We start from the raw sequence: 21,293 nt of genomic DNA on the forward strand, positions 1-21,293 counted from the left end.
ATGTTGCAGTTTGTACGAGGAGGTAAACAGGTGGCAACATTTCGAGTAAATAAAAGTAAAAATTACACAACCATTAATAACACAGGTCTTCGAGATGAACGTTTAAGTTGGAAAGCAAAAGGGATATTGGCTTACATTTTATCGTTACCAGATGATTGGGTGTTTTACATGGAGGAAATATCTACTCATGCAAAAGATGGAATTGATAGTTTAAGGGTAGGAATGAAAGAACTGAAAAAATACGGTTACGTTAGAAGATTTCCTGTAAAAAACGAAAAGGGAAAGATAACTAACTGGGAGACGATTATTTATGAAGTTCCACAAGTGGAGAATCCACAAATGGAAAAACCACAAGTGGAAGTTCCATTTGTGGAAAATCCAACACTACTAAGTACTAAAAAACCAAGTACTAATAAACAAAATACTAATATACAAAGTAGTAGCATCTTCTCTTTCTATGAAAATAATTTCGGTATTTTAAATTCATTCATAGCCGAAAGTATTTCACAGTGGGTAAACGATACAAACGAAGAACTTGTACAAGCAGCTATGCAACGTGCTTTGAAACAGCAGAAGAAATGGAATTATGCTGAGGGCATTTTAAAACAGTGGGTTAACAATAACGTGAAGACCTTAAAAGATGTGGATGCTTTAGAAACGGAATATCAACGAAATAAAGGAGTGAAAAAACGTGTCGGAATCAATCGGAAGAGTGATGACTCGGATAGTGAATACATCGGCTTGTAGTGAAGAAACGGAAGGGTATACATGCGAACATTGTAATAAATATATCGTAGCAATTACTGTAGAAGTTCCGCAGTTACGTATTAAAAATAAAATACTTCCTACATGTGAGTGTGTTGTAGAACGTGAAGAAGCCAAAATACGTGAAGCTCAAAATTTTGCTAAGAAGAGAGAAATAGAAAAGTTGTTCAGCATTAGTAACTTAGGAGAAAGGTTCTCCAAAAGTACATTTGAATCTTTTCTAGATAGAAATGGATCAGAGACAGCTTATAAAGTCGCGACGAAATACGTGAAAACGTTTAAAGAATGGGACGGGGAATCGTTAATGATTTGGGGAGAACCTGGTAACGGTAAAACACACCTAGCAGCCGCGATTGTAAATGAGCTTTCTAAAAAAGGGTACATCGTAGTATTTCAAAGTGTTCCGGAATTATTACAACGCATTCGCAGTACGTTCAATAGTGAAAATAAGGAAAACGAAACTCAAATCATGAGAGCTCTTTTAGAATGCGACTTACTTATATTAGATGATATTGGAGCAGAAAAAACTACGGAATGGGTAGAAGAAAAATTGTTCAATATTATTGATGGTCGGTATAGAAAAGAACTCCCTACTCTATATACGAGTAATTTAGAACCCAAAGAACTGAAAAACCAAGTTGGGAAACGTTCATATGACCGAATGGTTGAGACAAGTCTAACAGTAAAAAATGAAGCCGCTAGCTATAGAAGAGAGATAGCGAAGCAACGTTTACAAAGGTTTATCGAAGCATAAAAGGAGGAAATAAAAATGTGCGTATTATGTCATGATACAGGGATTGTTCGTAAAGAAACTTATCCGGGTGTAATTGAAACGAACGGTTGTAATTGTGAAGTGGCAAAGCGACAGCAAGCGGAAAACGATAAGCGTTGGCAAGCGTGGCTAATAAAATTTGAATCAATGAAACAAGAATTAGAAAGAAACAAACAACAAAAAGCTAGTTAACAAGAAAAAGGGGGATTTCAGTCGTATGAAGCCTACGAAAGTTGAAATCGATGTTACGGATAATAAAATTTATGTAGTAAAAAACGGTGAGGTTACTCTGCTGAATCCTCCAGTAACAGGATTTGGTGAACAAGTAATTACTTGGCAAGGCGGGAAAGTTGATCGTGTATCAACTACAATCACTGAAAAAATTAAATAACTGGGGATGCGATTATGAAGCAATTAACTATTGATGATGTTGTAGGTAGTTTCGACTACAATGCGATAAGTACCAGTGAAAAATTTTTGAATCCAAGCTATGAAGTACATTTCTATGATAAAGAGGAACGGCAAAAGATGGATTGTTTTGATGCTAAAAATGAAAACGAAGCTTGGGACGCAACAATAGAAGAGCACGGTAAAGGTATTCAGAAGATTAGGGTAACTCATTCGAATCGTACCAGAGCTGAATTTCTGGAACTAGATTAGGAGGTAAAGTGATGGCTTTCAATCGTTGGTTGACTGATGAGGAATATCAGCAAGCTGAATCAAACGGTATTAGTAGAAGGGTTCTTTACATGAGGATGTACAGATACGGTTGGGAATTGCAAGAAGCATTAACTACACCACCAAGAACATATTGGCATATGGGTGAAGGGAAACACAATAAATGGCTAAAATTAGCTGAAGAAAATGGAGTTAATTCAAGTACTTTTTATAGCAGAGTAAATAATGATTGGGACCCTAAAGATGCGGCAAGGATTCCGACGCGTAAACAAATTGACAGGAAGGAACTTGTTAAGATTGCTAAATCCAATGGCATAAGTGTAAGTACTTTCAGATCTAGATTGAGTTATGGCTGGGAACCGATAAAAGCAGCTACTACGAAACCTAAGATCAAAAGAACAAAGAAAAATATTAGTTAGAGGGAGCGAATGAAGATGAAAGCAATGAACAACGGTGTTATGGAAGTAACTAAATTAATCAATAAATCAAAGGAAGGACTAGCTGTAATGAACAACAATCAAATTTGTGAATTAGTTCAATATCAAGAAGCGGCATTACGTACATGGAATACAAATCAGGATTTTGGTGGACGTGTTTTAAATGCAGCATTAGGACTTTCAGGAGAATCTGGTGAGATTGCGGACATTGTAAAAAAAGCAATTTTCCATGGTCATGGATTTGATCCGGCCCATTGCCCAGGAGAAGAAGATGGGAACACGCATAAAATCGCTTTAGAGCTAGGTGATATTTTGTATTACATTTCAATTATGTCTCATGAAATGGGGTATACCCTAGAAGACATTGCTCAAATGAACATTGCAAAACTAACTAAAAGATATCCTGATGGATTTAGTCGGGAAGCAAGCCAAGCACGTGTCGATGTGAAGTAAGACCAAATTTGAATTTTATTAAAAAAAGACACTGCTTCCAGTGTCCCAACTTACTACGAGAGTTTTATGAGGAAACTTAAATAGGTGAATTTAAGTTACTCTGTAAAATATAAAACTGCAATTAGAAAATCACGTATTTTTTAAAGGTGTTAATGGGTATTTGTATGTGCTGAAATCCTTATTAAAAACATCTTGTACTAATTGGATAGTTTCATGATCATAAAAACTATCGTATGTTGGGAGGCGTGGGAATAAAGGATCAGTAATATCCGCATCTGCAAAATTCCCTTTAAAAATCGCCCTGTCCTTCTGATGATGCCATGATTTGGTTAGTATGTGTAAAGGAGAAGTTTTTAGTTGATATATTTGTTCTAGGCGCACAATTTCAGTAGAGAAATTTTCAATGTAGATATACTTTGTAACAAACTCCTCCTCACCTGGTTCATACTGCTGCATTAAATGTGGATCTACTTGTTCTAAATCTATCATTTGTGCTTTTAAGTAGTAGAGAAAGACTTTAAATGAAATAGGTTTATTACAAAATTCATTACCATAATAAAAATTCCGAATAGGATTCCATGCTGGGTTTTCTATGTAAGGGGGAGCAATTAATGAGAAGAATGAACTTACAGCTCTTGTATACGGGTTTCTTACTAACTTATAGGTATCTTTTTCTTTTGAATATAAAGCTGCAGCTAATTCAATAAAGTAGTCCGAGGAGTTTTTGTATATTTCATTTTCATAATTATGGATGAAAGAATTGTATTTTATAGCTTGTTTAAATAAATTTATTTGATAAAAAAACCAATGTGCAAGAGAGGTACAGCCACTTTTTTGACTCCAAAATAAAATTAAAGGGAGGTTAGAATTAAAGAGGGGAACGCGTCCGTATTTAATAATATTCGCAAAAGACATAGTTATCCTCCATTCAGTTATGCCATTTATGTTTAGTGTATGAATAGAGAACTTGGCATATGATCAAGAGAAGAGAAGAGAAGAGAAGTAGAATAGATAGTTTAAAACAATATAATTTTAAAATAAAAGCGTTATTTGGTAGAAGATTGCCCCTTAAGAGCACCTTCAAATAGTGCTCTTAAGGGGAAGTAAGTGTATGTCCACAAAAGTGTTTACTAGCTGTAGCAATAAACTTTTTATATTCTTTTATATGAGTTCAAAAAGTTTAAATGCAGTTTGGCATTATTGCTATACCGAAGGGCTGAGTACCAACTGGTATAGGTACCCCAACAATTGTGTTAGTAATAGCATCGAAAACATATACGTCATTGCTAATTAGATTAGTAAAATAGCCGCGGGTACCGTTTGGTGTTATGGCTATGCCTGTTGGACCGAGATTAGCAAAAAGTACTCCAATGGTTGTGTTTGTATGAGTATTGATGATAGATATATTATTACTAAGGAAATTAGCAACATAAGCACTATTACCATCTGGTGTTATAGCTATATCTCTAGGCTCATCACCAACAGGTATAGGTGCTCCTATAACGGTGTTAGTGATAGTATCGATAACATATACATTAAAGCTAGATGTATTAGTAACATAGGCGCGAGTACCGTCTGGCGTAATAGCTATATCATTAGGACCAGTACCAACAGGTATAGGTGCTCCAATAACGGTATTAGTGATAGTATCGATAACATATACGTCGTTGCTAGAGAAATTAGCAACGTAGGCGCGAGTACCATCTGGCGTTATAGCTATACTCCTAGGGCTATTCCCAACAGGTATAGGTACTCCAATAACGGTGTTAGTGATAGTATTGATAACATATACGTCATTGCTAGATGCATTAGTAACATAGGCGCGAGTACCATCTGGTGTTATAGCTACATCAATGGGATTAGAACCAACAGGTATGGGTGCTCCAATGACTGTGTTAGTAATAGTACTAATAACAGATACATCATTACTTGATTCATTAGTAACATAGGCGTGAGTACCGTCTGGCGATATCGCAATATTGAGAGGGAGAGCACCAACAGGTATAGGTGGTGCAATGACTGTATTGGTTAAAGTACTAAAGATTGATACAGAGCCACTACCGCTGTTTACGACATAGCCAAGAGGAACTGAAGTAATTAAAACAATATCACAAATAGAAATGACACTTGTTCCTTCATTAGAAATAAAAACAATGCTTCCTCCACCGACACTAGAGATTTGACCTTGAATCGAATCACTACATCCCGAAAGACGAAGAGCAACGAAACGTCCTATACAATGTTGGAGTGTGGTTTCTATATCTTGGAAACAGGTTGTTTCAGGTGCTGGCAATCCAGTAGGCCCCACGGAAAGAAGGGCTACATCATCAATAAATACATCTGCACTTCCTAATTCGGAAAACTTAGCGATAACTATTGATGCTGTATTAGCTGTAGCCGGCACTGGAGAAGTAGTCCCATAAACTTCTAACCAATCTTTTTCGTTGTTATCGGGGATACGATTAGAAAGTATAAAAGTAACTAAGCCATCACCCAAAAAAGTATTGTCATTATAATATTGAACATTGATAGCTATCAATGGACTAGGAAATGGTCCGACTTTAGAAAGGGATACAAAAAGTTCGAACGTTTCATTTGGGGATACTGGAACCGCTTGAGCAATAATAGCGGTAGCTAAACCTCCAGATAATTTAGCGCTGTAAACACCAGAATGACTGTTAGAGCTATTAATAGAAACAAAAGAGGGGTTGTTTACAATAAATGGCGAAAGAGTTCCCGTCTCGAATCCTCCATTCACAATGCGGTTTTTAATCAAAAAATCACCATCTTTTAAAGTTAAATTTTTTTAATGAAAGTAAACTTGTTTTATTTATAGTGGAGACGGAAATCTAGCAGCTTCAAAGTGTGAAGAGTCAGGAAATCCCTCAATAATACCAGCTGAGGAAATAGAAATATAACGTACGATAACGGCATCTCCTGCATTTAAATGTAGGACTCCAGAGACGCTTAAAGTAGGAGTTGATGGGAGGCCAACTGAATAAACGCCTTTACTGCTTAATGTAAGAATATTATTTACGTAAATTTTTAATATAGCTATATGACTAAGATCGAATCCAAAAAGCTGTGCATCGACCATTGCAAAAATAAAATACACCCCATCCTGTTTAGGGATAAATGTAGATGTAAGTGGATTATACTCATCGTTTAAATCAAATATTTGATCTTCGTAACTAACTGGTATATCACTATTTTCTGTAACGTTTTGAGAAAATATTTTTTCAGCTCTAAATGCAGATTGCGGTGGTTCGACGGATAGAAGGGATATATCATCAATAAATACATCAGCACTTCCTAATTCGGGGAACTTAGCGATAACTATTGATGCTGTATTAGCTGTAGCTGGCACTGGAGAAGTAGTCCCATAAACTTCTAACCAATCTTTTTCGTTGTTATCGGGGATACGATTAGAAAGTATAAAAGTAACTAAGCCGTCACCCAAAAAAGTATTGCCATTATAATATTGGACATTGATAGCTATTAAAGGGCTAGGAAATGGTCCGACTTTAGAAATGGATACAAAAAGTTCGAACGTTTCATTTGGGGATACTGGAACCGCTTGAGCAATAATAGCGGTAGCTAAACCTCCAGATAATTTAGCGCTGTAAACACCAGAATGACTGTTAGAGCTATTAATAGAAACAAAAGAGGGGTTATTTACAATAAATGGAGAAAGAGTTCCCGTCTCGAATCCTCCATTTACAATGCGATTTTTAATCAAAAAATCACCACCTTTTTAAGTTAAGTTCTTCTTTAAGATATCTCTATATTTTATTGGACAAAAGGAAAGAGTGCTTGTACAAAATAATAAAATCCACTCTAGTAAATAAAAACACTATTTTATAAAAAAAGAGAAGCACTTGAACAGGGTGCTCCTCTTAATGCCAATACACAATACCTATCCAATTATAATGCATATGCATTAGATATTTAACAATTACTTTTATGGTAAAAACTTTATTTAGAAGAAAAGGAGAATGAATAATGAAAGAAAAAGGATATCTACCAGAAGATGCAGCAATCGATTGCTTGGTAAGTCGTACAGCTAAGGAGATGGAAACAGTATTAACTTTCCTTAGAAGATATGGACGTATAATCAAAGTTTTTTAATAAAAATTTCATTTTAGCGTAATGCAAAAAGAGTACACATTCGATATGTACTCTTGAAAAAAAGGAATGTGATGAAACATAATACTATAACATATGCTTGCCTTATTTAAAAGTGCAAGGAATGTAACAAAATGGTTATTTTAAAGTTTGAATAACAAATAAAAAGAGCACTGCGAAAAGTGCCCTTGGAGAGATAGCTCAATGTCCTATGAGTTGTCATTCAATATTAATATATGAGCACCTAATTAAAAGTTTACAATATTACCCCAAAAAAGAATATAGTCCAGCTAGAAAACTAGAGGACACCAATTCATTAAAGCAGCAATTAAATCTGTTTTAGGAATAGGTGTCCTTTTTATTTTGAAAAGGGAGAGGGAGAAATATGAAGGCACTAAAGGACCAATTACGCGAGTGGAAAAAACAGTCGAATCAAACGAAAAAGAAAACTAGGAAAAAGCGAAAAGAGAAGTTAAGCACTCGTGACATTGAAGGTTTAATGGGGATTCATGGACCACGTTATGAACGAAGACGTGGAGCATTAAGACAAAAGTAATCTAAAAATGAAAAGGAGTGGTCTTACATGACTAAACAATTATCTTTCTTGCCAAAAATTGATAGAGTAGCAACGCAGAAAAAATTAGAAGGTGTTCTTGAAAGCGTACGTTTATATAGACAGTTTGGAATGATGCGTGAAGAAATGAAAGTCACTCCTTCTTATGAAATTAGATATCACGGACCTACAAATGATGTAGGAAAGCCATTAGAAGATGTAGCGATGGCTAATATACAGCAAAGTAAACGAGAAGAGTGGATTAAGCAAACGTCATTTCGTATTGACCAGTTTCTTAGTCGTTTGGGTAATGGGCGTGCAGGAATGGATCAAAGAAATATCATCATTAAGCGTTATTTAGAAGATGAAGATGTATGTGACTATATGGTATATAACGAAATTGGCATGAGTGAGCGTACTTATCGACGTGTTAAGGCTCGAATATTTTATAAACTTGCTTTTGCTCTTAGATTAGAAGTTTATGAGACTGAAGAAACTGGGGGTAATGAGTAATGAATTTTGTTCAGCCAATACGTGATCCAGAGCAAATACAGCAGTTGAAAGACTATTTTAAGGAAAAGAGCTTGCGTAATTATATTCTCTTCATTATGGGAATCAATACAGGCCTGAGAATCTCTGATATTTTGAAACTGAAGGTAGGAGATGTCAAAGGTAGTCATATATCTATGAGAGAAAAGAAAACAGGGAAACAGAAACGAATACAAATTACTGCAGCACTGAAAAGAGAACTTAAATGGTTTATTGAAGAAAGAGAAGATAATGAGTACTTATTACAAAGCAGACAAGGTAGGAATCGTCCGATTGGTCGTAGCATGGCATATAAGATATTAAGTGGAGCAGCGGCAGAATTCGGCTTAGATGAAATCGGAACGCATACACTAAGAAAGACGTACGGGTACCATATGTACATGCAAACGAAAAATATAGCATTACTCATGGAGATATTCAATCACTCGTCAGAGAAGGTCACGTTACGTTATATTGGTGTAAATCAAGATGCAATGGATAAAGCAATGACTAGGTTTAAAATCTAATCATTCCTTTTTTCTTTTTAAAATCTAGGGGTATTGTAGCATTTTGGAAAAGATCCACGTTAAGAGTATGCAAGATTTTATACAGTTTCAGTAACAAATAAGAACCCTAAAATCGCGCTAGGATAGGAATGTATAAAAAAATCAATAGATCCATAGAACAAAAAAAGAAGGTTCCTTGATGAGAGTACAGCTTTCTCCCTTTTCCTTGCTACCGATAATGAGACGTTATGTTAACTTCACATGAATATGGTATACATCATTCATGCTTATTGGACAAGCATGGATAAACACACAAGAAAAAAAGGCTCGTTTTACATATAATATATTGAATCTTACAAAAAAAGGAGATTGATTATTCTTGTTTTCAAAAAATAGATGCTACGTTCCTTGGCCTCCTTGTGCATTTCCTCCAATTCCAGAACCATCTGTACTACAATCAGCGTTTAGAGCTTTTAATGCATCAACTACACAAAATGTAGGGCCTGCTGATTTGACCCAAATTGTATATCCAAATAAAGTATTTGATTTAAACAATGAATATGATCCAATTACATCGACCTTTACTCCAAAACAGAATGGAATATATTTAATTATTGCAAGTTTGAGTTTTAGCTCAAATGTTCCTTCAAATTATAGTTTAAGAATGTTTATTGATATAAACAGAGAAAGAGCCGCAGCGGCGGATAATGATTTTTTTGGTGAAGAAGTAACTGTTACAAGTAATCTCTTAAGCGTTTCTACTATTACACAATTATCTAAAAATGATAGCGTGCAAATTCTTGCACAAGCTACGGCAGATGGTATTACTGTACCTGGCCAAAGTTTTATACACTTTGAAGCAGCTAGATTCCCTTTTCTAACATAGTAGAACAAATTTATTACCATAACTTCCGCTAACGATAATTATGTAAATAGGCTGTCCACATGGGCAGCTTATTTTATTTTTCCGCATAGCGTAGGTTATTTTGCAAAATGCTGGTGGTATCCCTATACAGTTACTCATAATTTTCGTACTGTGTAACTCAAAATAGAAAGTTAAATGAAATCAATGATACTAAGGGATTTAGCGAAGGGGGCAGTTACACACAATATAAGATATGGGTAAGTGGATGAAAAAATTACATCCTAATTTATTTGAATGATAGAATGTTAAAGAAAGGGGTGTGAATAATGAGAGAAAGTGATGAAGAATATAAGCGCAATAAGATAAAAGAAAGGTTAAGAGAAGAAGTAAGAAAAGAGGTGCAAAAAGGAACTCAGCTAACCAAGAGTATACAAGCTATTATTGATATACAGCAAAGTACTATGGATCTTATAAGAGCGATACATCCAACTGTTATAGAGATACATGATAGTTTTATAGAAAACATGAGTGTTTTTTCAGAGATGAATGAGCATATAGCAGGGCTAATGAACATCATTGATTGGGAATCAATTAGTGATACAGCAGCAGAGCGAATAAAGGAAATTGATATGTTATTAAAAGAACATGAAGAGAATTTTTGGTGTCTAGATTTTGAAATTCTCAATGTAGTTGAAGAGGATGAGATGAATCAAGAACATATATCAGAATATGTTAGTAAAAATCTTGATTCATACGTAGAAGAGATAGTCAAAGATCCTATGTATGAACTTCATGCAACTCTAATACAAGAGACTTATGAAGCATTTAAAGGAGGATATTATAAATTATGTGCTATGCCATTGTTTGCCGCATTTGAACATGTTCTTGCAACTTGGGGTGATGGTAACATAAATGCAGATATGGTATCAGTTAGACAAAAACCAATAATATTTAAGGTTACTAAAGCAATTAATCCTGAAAAATATAGCGAGATAGAAGAAGAACAATTTATTAAAGTTTTTTCACTCTCGGTAATTCGGATGTTACATAAAACGTTTGTTGGTGTTCCAAATGAATTATGTCAAGAACTTAATCGTAATTCAATAGCACATGGTTTCCATGATTACGATGCAATTACTAAGACAGATATATTAAAACTGTTTCAATTGCTCAAATCTACATTAGTAATAAAATACTTTGATACGAGTCTTGTTAGAAATTAAAATAGTGGCAGAGTCGTGACCGCTTTTTGGCAGTAAGTGTGCCGGTTGTTTTGGAAGCAACGTGATATATTTGTATTGTGAGAAGTGGCGGAAAACACAACTCATAAAGATTCCTTTATAATCTATATGTTGTCTAGACGGTTTCATAATGGCGCACATAAAATCCGAAACCAGCAGATGGTAACGATTGAATGGTACCGTTATTAAGGAGAGCTTTTGCTCTTCTTCCAGTTACTTAATCTTGATGATGAATATCAGCAGATCATTATTAGGTGATTGGAAGAAATTTAAAACTTCACGTACCGTAATTGAATTAATAATATAAATCAAAGCATCCATTTGGGTGCTTTTTTATTTTGGAGAGGATGGTTTATATGACGGCATACCATAGGCCGGTTTTGACAGAAAAATTGGATACACATACAGCAGTTTGGGTGAAAGGGTATTCTATTGACAATCCAACTATAGGAACCGAAATGAAAAGTCAGCTCAACCTTGAACTGACTTTTATGAGTAATGATTATTCGCCAAATAAGTACAAGATATTTTTAGAAGAATTTGAACGGTTTCTAAGTAAACACGGTTACTTAAATGGTGAACATAGTTAAGATAATCCTATAAAACCAGTTGTCACTTTTACAGCTGTTGCTGAGAGTACACTTAAAGGAACACTAGATAACTTTTTAGTAAGTTCTTTTGTTTTAGCCCAAACTTTTGAGTCTCTAATAGTATCTAGGAATTCATGCCCTGAAAAAGTAATCGATCCTATTCCTAGAGCATAAATTTCATCTCCATCAAACTGGTAAGAGCCGTTTATGTATCCAGCTTCTATAAGTTTTAAAATGGCGTATATAGATTCGTTTTCGCCGTATTTGTTAAAAGTATTAAATTCTTTTAATTGATGAAGATGAATGTGTTGACCTAGGTTTAATTTTTCTTCTAGTTCCAAAAGAATAGAACGAATACAATCTTGATTTAATTTCATGTTATCACCTCCTTACATTCTACAAATTCGACAAAAAAGAAGGTAATCCTACAAATTATAGAATAGGAAAACAATTGGTAACCAAAGCATTTAATTAGAAATTTTTATTTTGAAGGAGGATGAATGATGGAAGGTAAAACAGTGACACTTAAACCTTTAAAGCAATATAAGATTGGTCCAAATAAAATTCAATCATTAGATGATGTAATTACTATTTTAAGAAATGTGGTGATATGCGTGAATGGTGGAGAAGCGTTAGAAGGTTTGGAGCATTTAATCGAAAAGGGTGACGAATAATGAAACTAACAAAACAAGAACAAGCGGTTGCAATTGGTACATTCATTTCAATGTTAGGACAGGACCTTGTAAATGAAAGTATTGATAAACAGAAATTAGAAAGTGTAATTCCAATCTTTAACGAGCTGGAAGATAATACAACACCAAAGCAAAAGAGAGAAGCGATGATTAGTTTGCTTGGTAAGGCAATGGATGAATTTGTTTAGAATAGGGAGTGATGATAGATGCAAGTCTATTGTTCTAATTGTAATAAGGATTACGATATGCAACCACAACTAGAGCAACTTCCAAAAAGAATTGAGAAGTGTTTCTTTATTTGTCCTCATTGTAAAAATGAACATGTTGCTGCATATGTGAACGATAAGATTCGTAGGTATCAAGCGGACATTGCTAAGTACCACGAACGGATTAATAAGAAGAATCTTAGCATTGAGGATGAAATGAAACGGTTAAGAAAGAGGATGGAAGGTGCCAAGTAAACCATTTAAGCCGTGCAAGTCATTAGGTTGCAATGAACTGACGCGGGATAAGTATTGTGCTAAACACATCGAAAAGGAAAAAGAAACCGTAAGATATTACGACAAACATATTCGAAACAAAAGCTCACGTTCATTCTACAATTCAAGATTGTGGAAGGATATGCGTGAGCTTATTTACCGTAGAGATCATGGGCTATGTGTTCAATGTAGAAGTAAGGACATCATTAAGATAGGTGATGTAGTCGATCATATCATTCCTATACGTGTTGATTGGTCGAAACGACTAGAACCATCAAATTTACAAACGCTTTGTCATGCTTGCCATAACAAGAAAACAAAAGAAGATGAGAAGAAAAATAAAAAATAATTCGAAAGAAAAAAATCATAAACATGCCCCCACCATGAAAAAGCAAAAGGCGACTCCCTGGAGACCGCCGCCTAGCTTTCCGTATAAAAAGTTCGTTTTATTCTATAAAAGGGGGTTCAGTCGAGGGAGGTGGTTCTCATAGGAAGGAAAGCGAAGCCGATTCATTTGCATTTATTAGAAGGTAATACAAATCGATTGACAAAAGATGAAATTGAGCAGCGATTAAAAGCCGAAAAACAGTTACAAGCAAAAAAGGACAAGGTAAAGCCGCCAACGTGGTTAGATTCAGTTGCAAAGAAAGAATTTAGAAGAATTGCTGGTGAATTACTAGAGCTAGACGTTATCACAAACATAGATGTGAATGCATTGGCAACGTATTGCGATGCTTATTCTGACTATGTTGAATGCACCAAAATTATCCGAGAAGAAGGACTTCTTGTTGAATATACCAATAAGGCAGCTGAAACCAATAAAGTTCCACATCCATTACTTACAAAGAAAAAGCAATTGCATGAACAAATGAAGGCTTTGGCTGTTGAGTTTGGTCTTACACCGAGTGCAAGAGCGAAAATTGTCATTCCAAATATAAAACAAGGTCCGAAAACAAATGTAGAAAAGGAGTTTGACGTATAACATGATCAAACAATGGATGCTGGACTACTGTGATGATGTACTAAATGATGAAGTTGTTGCTTGTCAGAAGCATAAACAGGCTTGTAAACGATTTTTAAGAGATATTGATCGTGAAGGTTCTGAAGATTTTCCATATGTTTTTAAGGAGGAAAAAGCGCTTCGTTTCTTAAAGTGGATGTCTCTTTTTAAACATACAAAAGGAAAATTAGCAGGTCAGAGAATTGAACCACATTCGATACAAATTTTTGTATTTAGCAATATTTACGGATGGGTTCATCGTAACACGGGATTAAGGCGATTTAAAAAAGCATATTGGCAAGTTGGACGTAAAAATGCAAAGTCTCAATCTTTAGCATGTGTAGGTTCTTATGAAGCAATGGCATTTGGTGAAAATATGTCGGAAGTATACATTGGAGCTACGAAAACGGAACAAAGTAAAATTGTTTGGAATGAAATTAAAGCACAAATGAATGGATGTGAAGATTTAAAAGGAAAGTTTAATATTGCGTATGGGAAAATTGAACATCTTAAAACTGATTCTTTTATTTCAGCACTATCAAAAGATGCTGGGAAATCTGGTGATGGACTGAATGTTCAGTGCGGAATTATTGATGAATATCATGCACATCCTACTTCTGAAATTTATGACGTTCTAGTGTCAGGTTCAGGTGCTCGTCCGAATCCACTTATGATGATTATAACGACAGCTGGTTTCAATTTAAGTCATCCATGCTATCGTGTTGAGTATCAATATGTTTCTAAGATTTTGGACCCTAATATTGATATTGAAAACGAAGAATACTTTGTCATGGTTAATGAATTAGATAAAGATGATGAGATTACGAATGCAGAAGTGTGGGAGAAAGCAAATCCAATTCTATGTAGTTATGAAGAAGGACGTACTTTCTTAAAAGGAGAACTTCAATCAGCCCTTGATGTACCTGAGAAAATGCGTAATTATCTCACGAAAAACATGAATAGATGGGTGGATATGAAAGAAAATGGCTACATGGATATGCAAAAATGGAAAGATTGCAAAGAAACTGTGGAATTATCCGAATTAAAAGGGTTAGAATGCACAGTAGGTGTCGATTTATCAGCAAAAATTGACTTAACAAGTGTAGATTTTGAATTTAAAAAGGATGATACGTATATTGTAATTAGTCATAGTTTTATGCCGGAAGATACTTTGCATGAGAAAAGAAAAACAGATAAAGTTCCGTATGATCTTTGGATACAGCAGGGGTGGATTACAACAACACCTGGTGCGGTAGTTGATTATGAATATATTAAAAAACATATTAAAACCATGGAAAAAGAGAATAAATTTAAAATAAAAGAAATATGTGCTGACCCTTGGAATGCTACGCAATTCATGCAAGACATGGAAGCAGAAGGATATACAGTGGTGGAAATACGTCAAGGAATGGCGACTTTATCAGGTCCTACAAAGGATTTTCGTGAACAAGTTTATCAGAAAAAAGTCATTCACAACAATAATCCAGTGCTAAATTGGGCTGTTAGTAATGCTATAACAAAACAGGATGCCAACGAAAACATCATGTTGGACAAGTCAAAAGCAACAGAGAGAATCGACCCGATAGCGGCTGTTATTAACTCACATGTTCGATGCATGCTCAATTCAGGTGAGATGGATTTAAACTCATATATTTTAAGTCAAGATTTCTCATTCTAGGAGGAATTACATGCGGTTTTTAAGGTTCTTTTTTAGTATTTTAGAAGATATTTTATTTATTTCAGGGTTGTCCATTATTGTAGGGACAACTTTTTTTATTAATCCAATTTACGGATGGTATCTGTTAGGTATTATTCTCACGATTTTGGGGGTGATAATGATCAGAAGATAGAAAGGAGATGAAACTTTTGATTTTTCGGCATTTATTTAGAAATCAGGATACAACGGATTTAAAAAATCCATCTCCCTGGTTTAAAAGTTTATTTGGCTATCAAGCCGCGAGCGGTGAGAAGGTAACTGTTGAATCATCTTTAAGTGTTCCAACAGTTTACCGATGCATTAACATACTTGCGAATAGTGTAGCTATGCTTCCTTTTCAAACATTTAAAAAGACAACGAAGGGAAGAGAACGGGATAAGGCACATCAAGTTTCTTTTGTATTAGAAAGACGCCCCAATCCATATCAAAGTCCATTTAAATTTAAGCATTTAATTGAAACACATCGTAATACATGGGGTAACGCCTATATCAATATCCATTGGGGTATGGATGGTAGACCAAAAGAGTTATGGGTATTAAATCCGGCTGTTACAACGCCCTCTGTGGATCTGAAAACCAATAAACTATGGTATTTTACTAGTTTGCCAGACGGTACACCTATAAAAATACCTGATGATGACATTATTCATCTTACTACATTGTCTACAGATGGTTTAAAGGGGAAACCACCTATTCAAATTGCAAGAGAATCAATAGGTAGCTCACAGGCAGCCCAAAAGTTTAAAGGTAAGTTTTTTACAAACGGTGCAGCGCATAGTGGGATATTAAAAACGCAACAAGCACTAGGGAAAGAGGCGAAAGAAGTACTTCGTGATGCATGGGAAGAGGCAAATACAGGATTAAATAATGCTCAAAGGATTGCCATTTTAGATGCTGGTTTAGAGTTTGAAAAGGTTGGGATGCCTTTAAAAGATGCTCAATTTATTGAGGGTATGAAATTTGATAAAGGTGAGATTGCAAACATCTTTAATATTCCTTTGCACATGATTAATGAGTTAGATCGCGCTACTTTCTCCAATATTGAACAACAGGCGTTAGATTTTATTCAAAATACTTTGAGTCCAATTCTTATACAGTATGAAGAAGAATTTTCTTATAAAGCATTTTCGTTTAATGAGCAAAAACGATATTATCTAAAGTTTAACCTGACAAGCTTATTACGTGCTGATTCTAAATCAAGAGCAGAATTCTACAAAATTATGCTCGATGCTGGTGCTTTTTCGATTAATAAGGTGTTGGAACTGGAAGACATGGACGGGATTGGGGAATACGGTGATAAACACCGCGTTGACTTAAACCATGTATCTATTGAAATTGCCGATGAATACCAATTAGCAAAAGCTAATGGAAGGGCGCTACAGAAGGGAGGTGAGGACGATTAAGGACGTATTTACTATTAAAAATCAAACAGAATCGTCAGCAGACCTATTTATCTATGGTGACATCATAAACAATACAGGTTGGAAATGGGATGATTCTGATATTATGCCGGATGATGTGAAAAATGTTTTAGGTCAACTGGATGATAAAAGTAACCTTAATATCTATGTAAATAGTGGTGGTGGTTCTGTATTTGCTGGCTTAGCTATTTATAACATGCTAAAGCGTAATAAAGCACAAAAAACTGTTTATGTGGATGGTGTTGCAGCTTCTATTGCTTCTGTAATCGCCCTAGCTGGTGATCGTGTTGTTGTTCCTTCTAATGCATTCTTAATGATTCATAAGCCTTGGACATATGCAGCTGGAAATGCAATTGATTTCCGAAAAGCAGCAGAGGACCTTGATAACATCGAATCAGGAATCATGAATGTATACAAAGAGAATTTAAAAGAAGGCGTTGAAATTGAAGAAATTCAACAATTAGTAGATGCTGAGACTTGGTTAAGTGGTGAAGAAGCTGAAAAATACTTCAATATTGAAGTTGTGGAAGCAAAAGAAGTCGCGGCTTGTAGTAGTGATTATTTTGATAAATATCAAAAAACACCAAGTAGAGTAGTAGCAAAAGCTCCTTCTATTCCAAAGAAGGACAATAATGAACAATTAAAAATACAAAATGCACTAGACCTGTTAGAGTTATAGGTCTATTTTTTGTGTGAAAACAAGGAGGAAATATCGAATGGATAAGCGTGAACAAGAATTACGTCAAAAAGTTGCTGACTTAAAAGCGAAAGCAGAAGAATTTAACAATAGCGGTAAATATGAAGAGGCGAAAGCAAAAATTGAGGAAGCGAAAAATGCTAAAAATGAATTAGATAACTATCTAGCAATGATGCAAATTCAAGTTTCTGACCCTGTAAATTCACAAGCAGGAGTTTTACCTCCATCATCAGTTAAAAATGAAGATCCATCGTACAAAGAAGTATTTATGAAAGCTATCCGTGGTCAAAATTTAAGTCATGAAGAAGCAAGCGTTATGAAGGAATACAAAGCGGCCTTATCTGAGAATTCAGGTAAAGATGGCGGCTATATTGTTCCAGAAGATATTACGACAACTATTAATCAATTAAAACAAACGGTTGATAGCTTAGAACAATATGTAAATGTACAACCGGTATCAACAAACAAGGGAGCTCGTACACTAGAAAAACGTGCAGCATCTACACCTTTTGCCCCATTATCTGAGTATGGTAAACCAAATGCAATGCAAGAAATTGCTTCTCCTGAATTCGATCGTTTATCTTATGCTATTGAAGATTACGCAGGATTCTTACCAGTACCAAATGATTTATTAGATGATACAGATCAAGCTTTAGAAGAATATTTACGCCAATGGATTGCCAAAAAATCTATTGCAACTCGAAACTATCTGATTTTACAAGAACTCAACAAATTGACAAAGGTTGATTTTAAAGATTATAAAGGCATTAAAACAGCGTTAAATGTTACATTAGACCCGGCATTTGCGGCTGGTGCTAATATTTTTACTAACCAAGATGGATTCAATTACTTAGATCAATTAGAAGATAAAAATGGTCGTCCGCTTCTTCAACCAGATCCAACAAATCCAACACGTAGTTTGTTGTCAGGAAAACCGGTTATTACTTTGTCTAATAAGACAATCGCCACAGATAAAGATGGGAAAGCACCTTTCATTGTTGGTGATTTAAAAGAAGCCATCATTCTTTGGGATAGAAAACAATTATCTATCGATATGACTACAGAAGGTGGAAACGCTTGGAGAACAAATACTTCTGAATTCCGAGCAATCGAGCGTGAAGATGTTACGCCATGGGATACAGAAGCAGTTGTGTACGGACAAATTATTGTTACGCCTAAAACAGGAGCTTAATAAGGCAGGAGGTGTCCTTCTTGGTACTAACATTAGAGGAAGCGAAAAAGTATCTTCGTGTGGATGGTGATGAGGAGGACGATCTCATTACATCTTTCGTAATAGCAGCTGAAATATATATAAAAAATGCTACAAGTAAAAATGTGGACTTAAAAAGCGAGCTTTCTAAATTAGCGGCTCGTATTTTAATTTCCCATTGGCATGAAAATCGGGAAGCGGTTGGAAAAGCAGAGCAATTAGCATTTAGTTTGCAGTCGATATTAGTTCAGTTGCAGTATTCTGGTGGTGATTCAAGTGAATCCAGGTAAATTAGATAAACGTCTTACGTTCCAAGTAATAGACGAGGATGCAAAGAACCCTGACGGTGATCCAATAGAGGGTTATAAAGATTCCTTTACTGTATGGGGCTCTTTTATTTTTTTAAAGGGAAGAAAATATTTTGAAGCAGCCGCAGCTAATAGCGAAGTTCAGGGGGAAACAGAAATCCGATTTCGCACAGATGTGAATGCTGATATGAAGATTAAGTATAAGAACGTAATTTATGACATTATTTCGGTTATTCCAACTGAAAAACACACGTTATCAATCATGTGGAAGCGTGGTGGAATGAATGGCTGATGGTGTTGATTTTTTAGGTTTTGATCGCCTGATATCTGAATTAGAGCAGATGGGTTTACGTGGAGAAAAGGTTGAAGATAAAGCCCTTGCAGCTGGTGGTGAGCAAATTCGAAAAGCCATTGCGGAAAGAAGTGAACCAAAGAGTTCAAGTCCTAAGAAACCGTCCAAAAGTGAACCTTGGCGTACAGGCCAACATTTGCTTGATAATATACGAGTTACGAAGGCACGAATGGAAAATGGTGTGAAAACGATCAAGATTGGAATAGACAAAGCAGACCGTTCTCCATATTTCTATGGAAAGTTTTTAGAGTGGGGTACTTCTAAAATGCCAGCACATCCATTTATAGAACCAGGTTTTAACGCTTCTAAAGCGGATGCGGTACGTGCTATGACAGATATCTTGAAGAATGAAATGGGGCTGAATTTATGATAAATTTACGCCCTGAAATTGTACAAGCTCTTGAAAATAATCAGGAGCTTGTTTCTTTATTAGGTGGAAAACGTGTGTATTATCGTAAAGCCAAAAATGCTGAAGAGTTTCCGCGTACTACGTTTTTTGAATTAGACAATAGGCCAGATGGATTTGCAGATAATTATGAAAGCGAAAGTGAAATCACATTCCAAATCGATATTTGGTCAAAAGGTAGTACAACAGCAATCCACCAAAAAGTGAATGAGGTCATGAAAAGTATTGGTTTCTCACGTTATAAGGTTGCTGATTTATATGAAGAGGATACGAAAATTTTTCATTACGCGATGCGATTCGCGAAAGGAGTGGAGTTATAGATGACTGGAGAAGTTATTAAAATTAGTTCAACTGTCGGTGTAGATAGTCTTGTTTATGCAAAGTCATTGAAAGATGACGCAACAGGTATTGATTACAGTACGGTTAAAAAAATGGAAGGTGCAGTAAAGGTTAAAACATCTAAAAAAGTAGCTACCGAGATTATGTGGAGCGATAATAAAAAATCGGAAATTGCCGAGTCTGATGGTGAGGTTGAGGTTGAAATTGAAGTTCGAGGATTGTCATTATCAACAAAGGCAGACATTGAGGGATTTCCAGAAGTTACAGATGGTGTATTAGACGAAAAACGAGAAGGAGAAAAGCCATATTTAGCAATTGGATGGCGCTTTTTAAAGGCTAATGGAAAATATCGATATGTTTGGTTATTAAAAGGGAAACTTTCACAAGAAGAGGAAGAAGCTGAAACTAAAAAAGATAAGCCAAACTTCCAAACAACTAAACTGAAAGGTTCATTTATTGAACGTGATTTTGATGATAGAACTAAATTCACAGCGGATGAAGATGAACCTACGTTTACAAAAGCTATCGGAGATAATTGGTTTAAAAAGGTATATGAGAAACCTGTGGCACAACCACCAGCAGGAAAGTAAGAGGGAGCAAAAGCTCTCTCTCTTTTTATTAAATTTAGGAGGGAAAAACTATGAAATTAACCTTAATGATTAATAAAGAAAAACAAACTTTTAATATGCCGGAATTTATTCCAGCCCGCCTTATTCGTCAGGCTCCGGAACTTGCTGAAATACCAAACAATCCTGGTCCAGAAGATATGGATAAAATGGTTCAATTCGTGGTGAAAGTTTATGACGGTCAATTTACATTAGATCAGTATTGGGATGGTGTTGATGCCCGTAAATTCTTATCGACAACTTCAGATGTAATTAACGCAATTATAAATGAAACAGTGGAAGCAGCAGGGGGTAGTACTGGATCTGGAGAAGAAGAAAACCCAAACGCGTAGAGGGAGGAGGGCTAACGTTCAGTGAGTTTATGGACGAGCTCTACCTCTCTTTATTACGTCAAGGGTATAAACATCACCATATCGATAATGAAATGGATATTTGGCATTATTTAAAGCTGAATCAAAAGAGTCGTGAACAAGGTAATTCAAATAGGGAAAATGCAAGCTCTAATGAAATAGAAGTTCTGGCAGAAAACATTA

General features: G+C 35.3%; 33 protein-coding genes. 29 read left to right on the top strand and 4 right to left on the bottom strand.

What is annotated here, in order from left to right:
• Nucleotides 1–30: 30 nt before the first annotated feature.
• Genes ACQVV1_RS18130 through ACQVV1_RS18160 form a run of 7 tightly spaced genes read left to right on the top strand, consistent with a single transcriptional unit; the run spans nucleotide 31 to nucleotide 3,105 of the window.
• On the top strand, nucleotides 31–747 hold the full coding sequence (locus ACQVV1_RS18130; RefSeq protein WP_431169303.1) for a DnaD domain protein: 717 nt from the start codon (nucleotides 31–33) through the stop codon (nucleotides 745–747).
• Nucleotides 716–1,519, top strand: coding sequence for an ATP-binding protein (locus ACQVV1_RS18135; protein ID WP_242253369.1), 804 nt, complete (start codon nucleotides 716–718; stop codon nucleotides 1,517–1,519). The genes ACQVV1_RS18130 and ACQVV1_RS18135 overlap by 32 nt, the downstream gene beginning before the upstream one ends.
• Before the next feature lie 15 nt (nucleotides 1,520–1,534).
• Nucleotides 1,535–1,729 (top strand): hypothetical protein, encoded by a 195-nt coding sequence (locus ACQVV1_RS18140; RefSeq protein ID WP_326042347.1) that lies wholly within the window; start codon nucleotides 1,535–1,537, stop codon nucleotides 1,727–1,729.
• A gap of 25 nt (nucleotides 1,730–1,754) precedes the next feature.
• The gene (locus ACQVV1_RS18145; protein WP_000805171.1) at nucleotides 1,755–1,928 is read left to right on the top strand and encodes a DUF3954 domain-containing protein; all 174 of its coding nucleotides are present in this window, start codon (nucleotides 1,755–1,757) and stop codon (nucleotides 1,926–1,928) included.
• 14 nt (nucleotides 1,929–1,942) lie between these two features.
• Nucleotides 1,943–2,197: a hypothetical protein gene (locus tag ACQVV1_RS18150; protein ID WP_242253372.1), complete on the top strand. Its 255-nt coding sequence runs from the start codon at nucleotides 1,943–1,945 to the stop codon at nucleotides 2,195–2,197.
• A gap of 11 nt (nucleotides 2,198–2,208) precedes the next feature.
• On the top strand, nucleotides 2,209–2,634 hold the full coding sequence (locus ACQVV1_RS18155) for a hypothetical protein (protein ID WP_242253373.1): 426 nt from the start codon (nucleotides 2,209–2,211) through the stop codon (nucleotides 2,632–2,634).
• Between the two features lie 15 nt (nucleotides 2,635–2,649).
• A complete protein-coding gene (locus ACQVV1_RS18160; RefSeq protein ID WP_242253375.1) occupies nucleotides 2,650–3,105 on the top strand; it encodes a nucleoside triphosphate pyrophosphohydrolase family protein in 456 nt (151 codons plus the stop codon).
• Between the two features lie 129 nt (nucleotides 3,106–3,234).
• Here the strand turns inward: ACQVV1_RS18160 and ACQVV1_RS18165 are convergent, their stop codons facing one another.
• The 3 genes from ACQVV1_RS18165 to ACQVV1_RS18175 all read right to left on the bottom strand — a co-directional run bounded on the left by ACQVV1_RS18165 (nucleotide 3,235) and on the right by ACQVV1_RS18175 (nucleotide 6,844).
• Nucleotides 3,235–4,020 (bottom strand): sulfotransferase family 2 domain-containing protein, encoded by a 786-nt coding sequence (locus ACQVV1_RS18165; protein WP_242253377.1) that lies wholly within the window; start codon nucleotides 4,018–4,020, stop codon nucleotides 3,235–3,237.
• 265 nt (nucleotides 4,021–4,285) lie between these two features.
• Complete coding sequence (locus tag ACQVV1_RS18170) at nucleotides 4,286–5,881, bottom strand: NTTRR-F1 domain (protein WP_326042345.1); 1,596 nt, start codon at nucleotides 5,879–5,881, stop codon at nucleotides 4,286–4,288.
• A gap of 54 nt (nucleotides 5,882–5,935) precedes the next feature.
• Nucleotides 5,936–6,844 carry an NTTRR-F1 domain gene (locus ACQVV1_RS18175; RefSeq protein ID WP_431169304.1) on the bottom strand — a complete coding sequence of 303 codons (909 nt, stop codon included), beginning with the start codon at nucleotides 6,842–6,844 and terminating at the stop codon, nucleotides 5,936–5,938.
• A 263-nt stretch (nucleotides 6,845–7,107) separates the two neighbouring features.
• On the opposite strand from ACQVV1_RS18175, the gene ACQVV1_RS18180 reads away from it, so the two are divergent.
• From ACQVV1_RS18180 to ACQVV1_RS18210, 7 genes are all read left to right on the top strand, one after another.
• On the top strand, nucleotides 7,108–7,233 hold the full coding sequence (locus ACQVV1_RS18180) for a hypothetical protein (RefSeq protein ID WP_277930136.1): 126 nt from the start codon (nucleotides 7,108–7,110) through the stop codon (nucleotides 7,231–7,233).
• Between the two features lie 382 nt (nucleotides 7,234–7,615).
• Nucleotides 7,616–7,786 carry a hypothetical protein gene (locus ACQVV1_RS18185; protein ID WP_431169305.1) on the top strand — a complete coding sequence of 57 codons (171 nt, stop codon included), beginning with the start codon at nucleotides 7,616–7,618 and terminating at the stop codon, nucleotides 7,784–7,786.
• Between the two features lie 27 nt (nucleotides 7,787–7,813).
• Nucleotides 7,814–8,296, top strand: coding sequence for an ArpU family phage packaging/lysis transcriptional regulator (locus ACQVV1_RS18190; RefSeq protein ID WP_242253380.1), 483 nt, complete (start codon nucleotides 7,814–7,816; stop codon nucleotides 8,294–8,296).
• Nucleotides 8,296–8,838 (top strand): site-specific integrase, encoded by a 543-nt coding sequence (locus tag ACQVV1_RS18195; protein ID WP_001012146.1) that lies wholly within the window; start codon nucleotides 8,296–8,298, stop codon nucleotides 8,836–8,838. Before ACQVV1_RS18190 ends, ACQVV1_RS18195 begins: the two co-directional genes overlap by 1 nt.
• Nucleotides 8,839–9,196: 358 nt before the next feature.
• The gene (locus tag ACQVV1_RS18200) at nucleotides 9,197–9,703 is read left to right on the top strand and encodes a hypothetical protein (RefSeq protein ID WP_431169306.1); all 507 of its coding nucleotides are present in this window, start codon (nucleotides 9,197–9,199) and stop codon (nucleotides 9,701–9,703) included.
• 305 nt (nucleotides 9,704–10,008) lie between these two features.
• Nucleotides 10,009–10,905, top strand: coding sequence for a hypothetical protein (locus tag ACQVV1_RS18205; RefSeq protein WP_431169307.1), 897 nt, complete (start codon nucleotides 10,009–10,011; stop codon nucleotides 10,903–10,905).
• A 374-nt stretch (nucleotides 10,906–11,279) separates the two neighbouring features.
• The gene (locus tag ACQVV1_RS18210; protein ID WP_416503500.1) at nucleotides 11,280–11,513 is read left to right on the top strand and encodes a hypothetical protein; all 234 of its coding nucleotides are present in this window, start codon (nucleotides 11,280–11,282) and stop codon (nucleotides 11,511–11,513) included.
• Here ACQVV1_RS18210 and ACQVV1_RS18215 read toward each other — a convergent pair.
• Nucleotides 11,510–11,890, bottom strand: coding sequence for a DUF2513 domain-containing protein (locus ACQVV1_RS18215; RefSeq protein WP_098229203.1), 381 nt, complete (start codon nucleotides 11,888–11,890; stop codon nucleotides 11,510–11,512). The genes ACQVV1_RS18210 and ACQVV1_RS18215 overlap by 4 nt on opposite strands.
• 126 nt (nucleotides 11,891–12,016) lie before the next feature.
• On the opposite strand from ACQVV1_RS18215, the gene ACQVV1_RS18220 reads away from it, so the two are divergent.
• The 15 genes from ACQVV1_RS18220 (at nucleotide 12,017) to gpG (ending at nucleotide 21,092) form a co-directional block, all read left to right on the top strand.
• Nucleotides 12,017–12,187 carry a hypothetical protein gene (locus ACQVV1_RS18220; RefSeq protein ID WP_000398646.1) on the top strand — a complete coding sequence of 57 codons (171 nt, stop codon included), beginning with the start codon at nucleotides 12,017–12,019 and terminating at the stop codon, nucleotides 12,185–12,187.
• Complete coding sequence (locus ACQVV1_RS18225; RefSeq protein WP_431169308.1) at nucleotides 12,187–12,393, top strand: hypothetical protein; 207 nt, start codon at nucleotides 12,187–12,189, stop codon at nucleotides 12,391–12,393. Before ACQVV1_RS18220 ends, ACQVV1_RS18225 begins: the two co-directional genes overlap by 1 nt.
• A gap of 18 nt (nucleotides 12,394–12,411) precedes the next feature.
• The gene (locus tag ACQVV1_RS18230) at nucleotides 12,412–12,666 is read left to right on the top strand and encodes a hypothetical protein (protein WP_431169309.1); all 255 of its coding nucleotides are present in this window, start codon (nucleotides 12,412–12,414) and stop codon (nucleotides 12,664–12,666) included.
• Nucleotides 12,656–13,033, top strand: a complete 378-nt coding sequence (locus ACQVV1_RS18235; RefSeq protein WP_001139457.1) for an HNH endonuclease — start codon at nucleotides 12,656–12,658, stop codon at nucleotides 13,031–13,033. Before ACQVV1_RS18230 ends, ACQVV1_RS18235 begins: the two co-directional genes overlap by 11 nt.
• A 129-nt stretch (nucleotides 13,034–13,162) precedes the next feature.
• On the top strand, nucleotides 13,163–13,666 hold the full coding sequence (locus tag ACQVV1_RS18240) for a phage terminase small subunit P27 family (RefSeq protein ID WP_000242929.1): 504 nt from the start codon (nucleotides 13,163–13,165) through the stop codon (nucleotides 13,664–13,666).
• 1 nt (nucleotide 13,667) lies between these two features.
• Nucleotides 13,668–15,362 (top strand): terminase large subunit, encoded by a 1,695-nt coding sequence (locus ACQVV1_RS18245; protein ID WP_431169310.1) that lies wholly within the window; start codon nucleotides 13,668–13,670, stop codon nucleotides 15,360–15,362.
• Between the two features lie 188 nt (nucleotides 15,363–15,550).
• Nucleotides 15,551–16,804, top strand: a complete 1,254-nt coding sequence (locus ACQVV1_RS18250) for a phage portal protein (RefSeq protein WP_431169311.1) — start codon at nucleotides 15,551–15,553, stop codon at nucleotides 16,802–16,804.
• On the top strand, nucleotides 16,791–17,501 hold the full coding sequence (locus ACQVV1_RS18255; protein ID WP_431169312.1) for a head maturation protease, ClpP-related: 711 nt from the start codon (nucleotides 16,791–16,793) through the stop codon (nucleotides 17,499–17,501). The genes ACQVV1_RS18250 and ACQVV1_RS18255 overlap by 14 nt, the downstream gene beginning before the upstream one ends.
• A gap of 37 nt (nucleotides 17,502–17,538) precedes the next feature.
• Nucleotides 17,539–18,711, top strand: a complete 1,173-nt coding sequence (locus ACQVV1_RS18260) for a phage major capsid protein (RefSeq protein ID WP_431169313.1) — start codon at nucleotides 17,539–17,541, stop codon at nucleotides 18,709–18,711.
• A 20-nt stretch (nucleotides 18,712–18,731) separates the two neighbouring features.
• On the top strand, nucleotides 18,732–19,019 hold the full coding sequence (locus ACQVV1_RS18265) for a head-tail connector protein (RefSeq protein WP_431169314.1): 288 nt from the start codon (nucleotides 18,732–18,734) through the stop codon (nucleotides 19,017–19,019).
• Nucleotides 19,006–19,329, top strand: a complete 324-nt coding sequence (locus ACQVV1_RS18270; RefSeq protein WP_001068020.1) for a phage head closure protein — start codon at nucleotides 19,006–19,008, stop codon at nucleotides 19,327–19,329. Before ACQVV1_RS18265 ends, ACQVV1_RS18270 begins: the two co-directional genes overlap by 14 nt.
• Nucleotides 19,322–19,759: an HK97-gp10 family putative phage morphogenesis protein gene (locus ACQVV1_RS18275; RefSeq protein WP_431169315.1), complete on the top strand. Its 438-nt coding sequence runs from the start codon at nucleotides 19,322–19,324 to the stop codon at nucleotides 19,757–19,759. The genes ACQVV1_RS18270 and ACQVV1_RS18275 overlap by 8 nt, the downstream gene beginning before the upstream one ends.
• Nucleotides 19,756–20,115, top strand: coding sequence for a tail completion protein gp17 (gp17, locus tag ACQVV1_RS18280; RefSeq protein WP_431169317.1), 360 nt, complete (start codon nucleotides 19,756–19,758; stop codon nucleotides 20,113–20,115). Before ACQVV1_RS18275 ends, gp17 begins: the two co-directional genes overlap by 4 nt.
• Nucleotides 20,116–20,724, top strand: a complete 609-nt coding sequence (locus ACQVV1_RS18285) for a major tail protein (RefSeq protein WP_431169319.1) — start codon at nucleotides 20,116–20,118, stop codon at nucleotides 20,722–20,724.
• A gap of 50 nt (nucleotides 20,725–20,774) precedes the next feature.
• A complete protein-coding gene (gene gpG / locus ACQVV1_RS18290) occupies nucleotides 20,775–21,092 on the top strand; it encodes a phage tail assembly chaperone G (RefSeq protein ID WP_042513010.1) in 318 nt (105 codons plus the stop codon).
• Nucleotides 21,093–21,293 lie beyond the last annotated feature (201 nt).

Origin of the sequence: Bacillus basilensis, assembly GCF_050630465.1 — a bacterium.
Taxonomy (GTDB): Bacteria; Bacillota; Bacilli; order Bacillales; family Bacillaceae_G; genus Bacillus_A; species Bacillus_A basilensis.